The organism is Moorena sp. SIO4A5 (genome assembly GCF_010672005.1).
Classification (GTDB): Bacteria; Cyanobacteriota; Cyanobacteriia; order Cyanobacteriales; family Coleofasciculaceae; genus Moorena.
In genome coordinates this window covers 1-9,079 of sequence record NZ_JAAHHZ010000203.1, presented here as the reverse complement: position 1 = coordinate 9,079, position 9,079 = coordinate 1, and the positions used below count along the sequence as shown (strand labels likewise).

10 protein-coding genes are annotated in these 9,079 nt (G+C 43.0%); 2 read left to right on the top strand and 8 right to left on the bottom strand.

Going from position 1 to position 9,079, the window contains the following annotated elements:
• The 8 genes from F6K57_RS32115 to F6K57_RS32080 form a co-directional block, all read right to left on the bottom strand.
• A partial coding sequence (locus F6K57_RS32115) for a hypothetical protein (RefSeq protein WP_293072115.1) occupies positions 1-340 on the bottom strand: 340 nt, incomplete at its 3' end.
• 155 nt (positions 341-495) lie between these two features.
• Positions 496-2,109: a DEAD/DEAH box helicase gene (locus F6K57_RS32110; RefSeq protein ID WP_293072114.1), complete on the bottom strand. Its 1,614-nt coding sequence runs from the start codon at positions 2,107-2,109 to the stop codon at positions 496-498.
• 106 nt (positions 2,110-2,215) lie between these two features.
• Positions 2,216-2,740, bottom strand: coding sequence for a hypothetical protein (locus F6K57_RS32105; protein WP_293072113.1), 525 nt, complete (start codon positions 2,738-2,740; stop codon positions 2,216-2,218).
• 45 nt (positions 2,741-2,785) lie between these two features.
• Positions 2,786-4,891, bottom strand: coding sequence for a hypothetical protein (locus F6K57_RS32100; RefSeq protein WP_293072112.1), 2,106 nt, complete (start codon positions 4,889-4,891; stop codon positions 2,786-2,788).
• Positions 4,892-4,967: 76 nt separating this feature from the next.
• Complete coding sequence (locus F6K57_RS32095; RefSeq protein ID WP_293072111.1) at positions 4,968-5,645, bottom strand: hypothetical protein; 678 nt, start codon at positions 5,643-5,645, stop codon at positions 4,968-4,970.
• Between the two features lie 4 nt (positions 5,646-5,649).
• On the bottom strand, positions 5,650-6,126 hold the full coding sequence (locus F6K57_RS32090) for a hypothetical protein (RefSeq protein WP_293023792.1): 477 nt from the start codon (positions 6,124-6,126) through the stop codon (positions 5,650-5,652).
• A 60-nt stretch (positions 6,127-6,186) separates the two neighbouring features.
• Positions 6,187-6,918, bottom strand: coding sequence for a hypothetical protein (locus F6K57_RS32085; RefSeq protein ID WP_293072110.1), 732 nt, complete (start codon positions 6,916-6,918; stop codon positions 6,187-6,189).
• A gap of 17 nt (positions 6,919-6,935) precedes the next feature.
• The gene (locus F6K57_RS32080; RefSeq protein WP_293072109.1) at positions 6,936-7,415 is read right to left on the bottom strand and encodes a hypothetical protein; all 480 of its coding nucleotides are present in this window, start codon (positions 7,413-7,415) and stop codon (positions 6,936-6,938) included.
• A gap of 797 nt (positions 7,416-8,212) precedes the next feature.
• Here F6K57_RS32080 and F6K57_RS32075 point away from each other — a divergent pair.
• On the top strand, positions 8,213-8,464 hold the full coding sequence (locus F6K57_RS32075) for a helix-turn-helix transcriptional regulator (protein ID WP_293072108.1): 252 nt from the start codon (positions 8,213-8,215) through the stop codon (positions 8,462-8,464).
• Between the two features lie 155 nt (positions 8,465-8,619).
• Positions 8,620-8,961, top strand: coding sequence for a hypothetical protein (locus tag F6K57_RS32070; protein ID WP_293072107.1), 342 nt, complete (start codon positions 8,620-8,622; stop codon positions 8,959-8,961).
• Positions 8,962-9,079 lie beyond the last annotated feature (118 nt).

The window sequence follows — 9,079 nt, the reverse complement described above, 5'->3', positions numbered from 1 at the left end:
TGATGGTCTGCTCATTTGTCACGGAGCCAAAATCTACTGGAACAAGACCCAACTGTAACTCCTTGTAGACTATATCCTGCCAAGCTTTGAAGGTGAGGTGTAGTTGTGAGTGATCGTATAAGTACAGTACACCACAGCCCTTATCGTAGTAGTAAAAATCTTCACAGGTCAGCGTAAGAGGCAGTCCATTTTGGTGCTTGATCGCATGGAGGAAATTCTTGGTTTCCTTTGACTCAATCCACTGTCTGATACTGGTCAGGGGAATTCGGCACTTGATCTGAATCAGTTGCTTGGGTTCAGATGGTACGACCGTACCACTGTTGTTAGTTGCGGTATTCATTTTAAAATAGAGGGTGAGTTTAGTTGATTTCTTTTGAAGTCACAGCGGGTGAGGGGTTTTGGTAGAACTACCCTCGCCCGCTTTTCACATTATACTTTATCTTTCCGTCGTTGTCAGCAAAAATAACAAAAAGACGACATCAATCCTTGTTCAACTTAAAACTCGCTACTGGTAAAGACTTGAGAGTCTCGCCATGCATAATTTGCCCAACCTAAATCGTACCCAAGCTGATGGGCTGCGTAGCGCCAATCCCCAACACTAAACTGGGAACCACTGAATTCCTTCAATAGATGGTGAAAGACCCACCCCCGCTTATAGCCATTTTTCGTTTGTTTCGCGATCGCTTGGTCGATTTCCTTGATGTACTCAGGATTTGCCTCTAAGACGATTTCCATCATCAAGCCTTCTAGCCGTTCCTTTTCTCCACCTGCTTCCTCGTCCGGTTCTATTGCCGCCCCTGCTCCTTTGATGTACTCCAAAGTGGTCAAACAGCTAGGGCAAGTGATGTGATAAATGGGGGTTAAATTCCCGTCCTTGTCTTTGTCTAACCTGATAGGAGTTTTTAGCTCATGGGGGAAAGGGAGAAAACAGTGACCGCAGCAAGAACACTTGGTTGCATACTCGTTGTTGGGAATTGAGATTGGTTCTAGAGACCATTCGACGTGGGTGTCTGGAAGCCCGTGATAGCGCCAATTCTCGCTATGGTCTATTATCACGGCATGGGTTTTCCCAGGGGAAGGTCTTAGTGCCCGTCCTATTTGCTGAAAGTGAACAATCTTTGACACAGTTGGACGACATATCTGGACAACTTCTATCGCGGGAATATCTACTCCCTCCCCAAAAAGGCCACAATTCGACAAAACAGCAGTTTGTCCGTTTCTGAAACGTTCCAAAGCCTCTTCCCGTTTCCCAGCAGGAGTTTTGCCATCCAGATGTTCAGCCGTAATACCCTCGTTATTAAATGCTGCTGCAATGGCTTGAGAATGCTTGACGCCGACAGCAAAAACAATGGTCTTTTTCCCGAGGGCGTGTTTCTTCCAAGCCGGGACAACGTCTCCAACGACTGCCATGGCTCGTTTTTCTAGTGCTCCTTTTTGATAATCCTCGACGGAAGATTTCAGCCCTTTGGTGTTAATAGTCACACCACCGTAGACTTTGAATTGGGAGAGATGTCCATGCTCGATTAAGTAGGCTGTCGTCACTCCCTTCACTAGGGCATCGTAGGTTTGCAGGAAGCCATGGCCATCGGTTCTCGTGGGCGTAGCGGTGAACCCCGCAATATATGCATCTGGGTACGCAGACATCACATCGGTATAGGATCTTGATGCAGAATGATGGGCTTCATCAATTATTAATAAGTCAGCTTCAGGGAAGGGCTGCCTTCGGATTAATGTCTGGATTGAAGCTACTTGAATGTTGTACTGAGGAGCTGGAGGAATGCCAGCTTTGATTTTGCCAATAGGCAATTTTGTTATGTTTTCGAGTGTTTCGCTTAGTTGAGTTATTAACTCTTTGCGGTGAGCGATCGCTAAGACTTTGAGACCCTGCTGCACAAAGTATTGAACCAATGCTCCAATGCAGACCGTCTTGCCTCCACCTGTAGGTAACTGCACCATCACTCGCCGCTTACCACTCCTCCACTCTTCAAACACACCAAAGACTAGTTCTTCTTGATAATTTCTCAGTGATATCTCACTGTTCAAGTCACGATAAAAAGGTTGTTGAATGTCAATGCTTTGTGCCATGCTAATACCTGGATCAGTTGTCATTTACTAAGCAGGTGTGCTTAATTAGTTACTGTTTTGATAGCGATCGCTCCTTTAAAACCAGAAGCGATCGCTCATTTTTTGGGATTAGGATTTTTGGTCGAATATCTTAGTCGGGAATTCCGGAAGCGCCTGAATTCTTCCTTTTAGCCGATCGAAGAGATATTTTATACAGGTCAACAGAAATACAGATGAATCCATATATTATCCAGGGGATACATATGACAAGAAGAGAGTGGAGAATAAAGAAAACCATAGCTGAGCTTGACACCTCAAACTCAGTAGGGAAAGTTACGGATACAATTAAAAGGAGCTCGTAAAGGCATAAAAGTAATCCCACCAATATTAATCGTTGCTTGTTTTCCCACGGCAACCAGGAAAATAGTTTTCCGAAAGGAGCCGTCAAAAGGCACCATTGGGTAACCTTTAAGGCTGACATTGCGCCTAGAGCTTTTAGCCCTTCTCTTGTAGATAAGTTAACTACATTCCAAAGGAAAATACCTTTATCGGGATCGAAGAAATTAGGCACTAAGTGTGCTTCAGGAAAGAAGCTATTAATGGATTGAGGTAGCCCCAAAGTTATCATGGGAGTAGTTAAGACCAAGAATCCGATACCTTTAACGTGCGCCAGCAATAGTCTTGTCCTTTTTGATACCATTCTATGTGACCTCATTTTTAGTTAATAATCAATATTTTGAGTTAAGAAATTCAATCCTAAATTGATTCTTTTAGTAAAACCTTCAGTTTGGTGAGAAGACCATATCGAATCAAGTATTGAATTCCAGTTACCGGCCTCATGGGCTTCGTTATGGCAAACTTCACACAGTGGGAACATATTCTCCCCCGGCTGATCGTCTGCTCCTAGGTATGATGTTCGGTGGATCTCTACATCTTCTGATCTTTTTTGGCATAGGCAACAGCAAAAGTTAGTCAATAATCGAGTCTTGAGCTCTTTCTCGTTATTGTCTGGGTAGGAGTATCGGCCATCAAAACTAGAAAACTGGTTCTTCTTGTCCCTAGCAAAGCGACTAGCGAGATCTGGCCTTTTGCTTTCCAGGTAAATAGAAATAATCTCAATCAATCTACGCTTAGCGCCAGAAGAAGGCATTCCCATTGCTTCAGCAAAAGACCACAAGGTATCATATCCGTCTTCCTCTAGTTCTGCTATCAGTTCTTCTATCTGAGATCTTTTTTTTTGAGCCGTTGTTGATGAAGTTCTACTAGCTGATAGATCTTTTTCGCTGGTTGAATCACTATCAGTGAAACCTAGATCTGCTTTCCCTCCGGTGGGGTACCAAGTGCCGTTATAGTTCAATATACGACCTCCTTCAATTCCTACAGGCGGATTAGCGCAGTCTTTCCCAAAATTATTGACAACGTCTCGACGGGTTGTGTTATCTTCTCCTATCATTTGATTCCGATCGGCAGCGTAAACTTCTTTCCCCGGAGCCACTGTCATGTAATTCAAAAGCATGGCCTTAAAGAGAGGGAAAATTCCGTCAGACAGTGTACTAGCTTTCAATCCTTGACCTAAGGCATGGATAGACTCGAATCCTTTTCCTCCCGCAGATACAAGGTCTCCGATTAGAGCAGCAAGATAATCTCTCATTTCTCCCAGGTCTTTTGCATATCGATGAACCTTGAGGAATGTAACGTTAGCTTCATCAATTATGAGCATTTTCTTTTCCTCGCAGCTATCGTAATTCTTTATCAGCTGGTAAACATCTGAGATGACTCCTTTCGCTCCTTTAGGGTCTAGTTTCCTGAGGTCACATCTTACGCATTGAGCATGGCCTTCCCAATCTCGTCCAAAATCTTCTTTTTTTGAGGCTAAGTTAAGATAGTAAACCCGAACGCCTTGGCCAGCTAAATATTTACTTAGCCAATAGTACAGTTCACTTTTTCCAGCACCTTGCCCTGCGATCGTAAAAGTACAAAACTGCCATTTCTTAGCTATCGTATTATATCCAGTGACCTGGGTCTTTCTTTTGTCAACAAATATAGGGGTCTGACTAGTTGGAGATTCAAAATCTTCTGTTTTTTGATGATGACTAACTTGTGGGTCGCTTTCAAAAAGCTGACATTCTAGATCTAAGTCAGCCTCGATAGTCCTTATTTGCTTTCTAGGTTGTAGCGCTTGAGTAAAAACAGCAGAAGTGTCCTGGACAGACTTCATCTGATCAATTTCAGTTTCAACAGCTAGGTCTTTTTGCCTGCTTCTAGCTTCAAAGTACTTGTAATATTTTGATTGAGCTTTGCGGCTATATACGTTATCTATTATTGCTTTATAGGTCTTTGCCCTGATTGGAACTGGCATCTCACTAAGCTTTTCAGATATTTCCTCAAAGTATCTATTAATAAATCTAGCTTCAACATTCTCTTTGCGAGGAAGATAAGAGACATCTTCTTCAAAATCTGCCGTTAAATCTATAAAGTCTTTTTCTTCGTCTTCTGATTTTAGACTTAAGAAAGTCCTTCTACTTGGAAGAAATCTTAGGCGACCAGTTGTCGAATAGTCTCCATATAAAGCTACTAAATATCCAGCCAATGAAGCTCCAATGACTATAGGCGAACCGGGAATAGCAGTTGCACAGAAAAATGACACAAGAAGTACTCCACCACCCATAGTTTTGGCTGTGTCACCAAACCCCCGTTCTTTCTCCGCTTTCTTGCCCAGAAAATTAATGCGATCGTTTAGATACGCTTCTACGTCTATGATTTCTTCGTGTACATCTGGATCTGAGTTAAGCTTTCCTTTGCGGTATTTTTTGTTGTCGTCAAACATTGGTCTATAATTGATTCCATGATGTAATTGGATTAAATTGAGATGGAGTCGGATTAGACTCCATCGCTTTTAGGGACTACTCTTCAGACTTAGCTTCTCTTGCGGCTTTTTCCAAGTTTTCTTTTGATACTGCGGCCAAGGCGAACCCTGCTTCAGCTCCAAAGATGCTTCCTAGGTTATAGAGGAAGACAGATATTTTTCGATAGGTATCCAGACCTGCAATACCACGGGAGCTAAAGGTAAAAAGTAGCTCTACTGCGTAAGCAAACAGCCCTATCCTAGTGACAATCATCTTCTGAGTTTTTGTTAGTTTGCTAGCTTTTGGAACCAAGTTGCTTACTAATGCCAGTGATTGGATCCAGTCCACAACCAAAGACATTAGAGAAGAGAAAATAAACTGAAAGGAGAACCAAAAGCTAGCTTGCCTGTACCTAACAGGATCTATCCACGTTTCCTCAAAGAACGGAAGGAGAGGGACTCCAGTTATCTGCTGATAGTAGGTGTCCGTTGAGATGACTAACCCAGCGATCGCACAAACACCTCCGAGAAAAAGGCATCCATTTGGACTTAACAGATTCTCAGCAGTGGTAACGATAACTAGCCCAATAGAACCTATCCCCTTGAATATCACCCTATTGGCATTGACGATAAACTTTGCCCCAAAGGGAGTAATCCTGTTAGCCGCTTCACTTTTTTCTAGATAACTCAATCTATCCTTGGCTGGATTGTTTATTCTTCTAATAGTTCGTGCCATAACCTTACCCGTGAATACCACACATTTGTTCAGCGTAAGCAGCGTAAGCTGGGTTCTTGGAACCAATAAAGTAAAAGACTCCGTCTTTCCCTGGAATTTTTGACTTAACCGAAACCCCGATGCATGTCGCAGGGGAATTTTTGTCCACTATGGTTGCAATGCCATCGGGAGAATTATTGCCCGCATTATTTAGGAAATCAAGGCTGAAACCCTTTGGGAATGTCGGGTTCTCTGGATCGTAGTAATAATGATTCAATATGATCTTCTTGACTGGACTTCCCACTTTATTTTTGACCCTAGCTTCGGAGAAAGCCTTTTCTTGCTCCATTTGAGCTGTCTTGATGTCGTAGTGCTTTTTAGACTCAGCTATTTTGTTCTTTGTCTCTGAATCTCTCTGACCATTTGCGATCGTAGAGTTTGCTACATGACCGATAGCTGCAAAGCTAAGCGCTAGTGAAATCAAATAATACTTATTAGGCATTGTCCTGAACCAACTTTTCGATACATACAAAAGATGCCTGGGAAGACCCAGGCTATTGAACTATTGACCCAACTCAGCTTCGACCTCAGCTTCGAGGTCATCTAGGAACGAAGTAGCCTTAGCGATCGCTTGGCTGGTCTTTCTGTCCTCGGCAGCTTTCTGCACTAGGCTGGCTTGGTTTTGTTGAGCTGTTCTTTGAGAGAGCCTTCGTTGCTTTAGAACAGAGGTGTAGTGACTGACATTAGACTCAACAGGCTGGAAGTGGTACTGAATCCCCTGCTGAGTTATGGCGTCTGCAACCTCTTTTGCTTCTTCGCGAGATTGCTGTTCGACTTCCAGTACTTCGTTGTAGAAACGAGTGTTGTTGTCTCGTGTCCGTTGTAGGAAAGCCTGGCGACGAGCATAGTCAGTGGCATCAGCATCTTGAATCCCATCCATGATGGCGTTATCGATACGAGTTGCCATAATTTGGACTGGGAAATTATCAATCCCTGCCAAATGTAACTCTTCCTGCACAAAGACCATGGCCTCATCTTTCCTTTCTTGAGTAGAGAGAGCACCTCCTTTGCTTTCCGCCGACTTAGAGGAAGCGATGGCTTTGTTTATCCCTTTATCTACCGCAGTGAATCCTTTGCTGGCACTGACCACCAAGTTGTAGTCAATCTTGTTGTCCTCAGGATTGATGCCGTGCTGCTTGCATATATCTGATACCGCCTCTTTCGCTTGATCGTGACTTATTCCTTGGCCAGTAGAAAGAAGGTCGATAGCTTCGTCGATTGTGATGAAAGTCATTATTTTCTCCTGTGGATCTAAACTGAATAATTGCTTTTCCAGGCTTCAAACCTAGTATCAAAATCTTCTTTTGTGAACACTTCTAATAGCCTCCCAAGTAGAGGAATTGCTTGCTTGTAGGTGTTCACAAGCTTCATGACTTGATAGATTAACCAGAAAACAAACACTTGGTGAATAGTAAGACCTCTGATGGTTTTTGTTGGTCTGCAACCATTCTTTGTGTAAAATTCACCTCTTATTATGACGGCATAATCATGAGGGACTGGATCTATCACATTTACTTGCCAGTCGTACAAAGCTTGACGAGAAATGCCAAACTTATCTCTGACTTCAATTCTTGTCATCTTCTTCTTGGGGTTGTACAAGAAGAAATTCTGATAGACCTCATTGATGAGAGCTAATTTTTTATGACCGGAGGTTCCGGTCATAACGACTTCCATGACCGGGACAGTCGTAGTACTGGCTTCTGCGTATGCTGTAATATTCTTTACGCTCATCTGTCTATGGATCAAAAATCAGCAATGAATAAAACTTGCCAACACCTGCATATGACAGCCATGTACGTGCATTTTTTCCCTTAAATGCACCCCTATGTAAGGTTGTCCCGGTCATAACGCATCCTTATGACCGACGCTGACCTACATAAGGTTTAAGTTTTTTCCTAAGTACTCTTATGACCGGAGGCTCCGGTCATAGCACTTTTTAATAAATAACTTTGTGCATTTGATTAACTCAACACATTTATCGCATCAAGTTTTCTTGGAGCTTATGTAGGGCGTACATAAGCGTTATGTAGGGCGACATAGTCTTATGTAGGGCGTACATAAGCGTTATGTAGGGCGACATAAGTCATCAATTGTTAGGAAAAAGCCTTTGAGTAGGGGAGCCAAATGTCGTTACTCCCTCGTTACCGCTAGCTTTTATCGACACAGATGATACACAATCAACCATGTTCCCCAAAAACAAGCCACATCCCGTCCTAGTAGCAGTAAATCCGTACTACTTACAAGATTCCTTGAGTTCTTCATTGGTCTAAAACTATAGATTTGTCTAGGTGCTGTGGCGACCTAGAAATAAGAGATACTTAATCTAGGTCTAGTTCACTCTGGCCTACTTAAGCGGGCACTTCCGGTTTATTTAAGGTGCTCGCTTTTTCATCCATATATTCATAGTACACGATGTCCTAAAAAGTTGTCAAGGGTCTATGAAAAGTTTTTCATTAGTCGGTTTATGCCCTTTGAGGACTCCATATCCTAGGAGTTAGTATAAAGAGACTAATCCAAAACGAAAACTCATGATAATCAACAGAACCATTACTGTGTCGGTAGTAATCGACGACTTGCCCAGAGTAATAAGAGAGGCAAGGGAGCAATTAGGCTTGACTATAGCAGCAGCTTCCAGGAAAGCAGGATTAGACCAGTCTCACTGGAGGCATATCGAGAATGGTCGATACAAAAGCATCCCAGAGCGAACCTTGGACAAGATGATCAAAGCATTAGGACTTGACCTTGAAATCAACTGGCCGTCGCATTGCAGCTGTGGTTGATTTTGGTTGGCGGAGTGATCGCAGACCCTAGACATTAAGTTGCCTTAAGGTCTGCCCCGATAGAAGTCCAGTTCTAAGAAGCCAACTCCACCCGCACTGTAACCCCTAGACATTAAGTTGACTCTGCTTTCCCTTTGGTTTCAAAAGTCAACTTAATGTCCAGGGAACACGACCAGGCAAATCAGACTGAATCACCATTAGCCCAAAGGGCTACGCTGCGCGAACGCGACAAAAAGGAAATTTGTGGAGAATCTTTTGCCTGCCCAAAGATAACAGTTCTGCAAAAACCCTTGGCTAGTAAAGCTTTAATTGAACCGTTGTTGTTAGTTGCGGTTGATAACCCAGATATAAATACAGAAATGGAATATGTTGAAAAACCTGAAGTCTTTTCTGTCTCTGGATTGTGCGTCGCGTCGTTTATCAAAAGTTTCGCGATATTTTCCCAGGATTTGCGTTATTATTTATTTGGAAGGAGAACAGGAGCAACACCTGGTTGACTGACAAAACTCAACAAGCATAGTCAAAAGACCTTACTGTAAACTCCAGCCGATACCTCTTCTGCTCGTCCTGTTTTCGGGAAGCCATCGCTGGTGATGGGTCGGGTTTCCCACTTAA

Excerpts from the sequence above, each read along its gene's own strand:
- F6K57_RS32110 (WP_293072114.1), bottom strand. The coding sequence starts at position 2,109 with ATGACAACTGATCCAGGTATTAGCATGGCACAAAGCATTGACATTCAA.
- F6K57_RS32100 (WP_293072112.1), bottom strand. The coding sequence starts at position 4,891 with ATGTTTGACGACAACAAAAAATACCGCAAAGGAAAGCTTAACTCAGAT.
- F6K57_RS32095 (WP_293072111.1), bottom strand. The coding sequence starts at position 5,645 with ATGGCACGAACTATTAGAAGAATAAACAATCCAGCCAAGGATAGATTG.
- F6K57_RS32090 (WP_293023792.1), bottom strand. The coding sequence starts at position 6,126 with ATGCCTAATAAGTATTATTTGATTTCACTAGCGCTTAGCTTTGCAGCT.
- F6K57_RS32085 (WP_293072110.1), bottom strand. The coding sequence starts at position 6,918 with ATGACTTTCATCACAATCGACGAAGCTATCGACCTTCTTTCTACTGGC.
- F6K57_RS32080 (WP_293072109.1), bottom strand. The coding sequence starts at position 7,415 with ATGAGCGTAAAGAATATTACAGCATACGCAGAAGCCAGTACTACGACT.
- F6K57_RS32075 (WP_293072108.1), top strand. The coding sequence starts at position 8,213 with ATGATAATCAACAGAACCATTACTGTGTCGGTAGTAATCGACGACTTG.
- F6K57_RS32070 (WP_293072107.1), top strand. The coding sequence starts at position 8,620 with ATGTCCAGGGAACACGACCAGGCAAATCAGACTGAATCACCATTAGCC.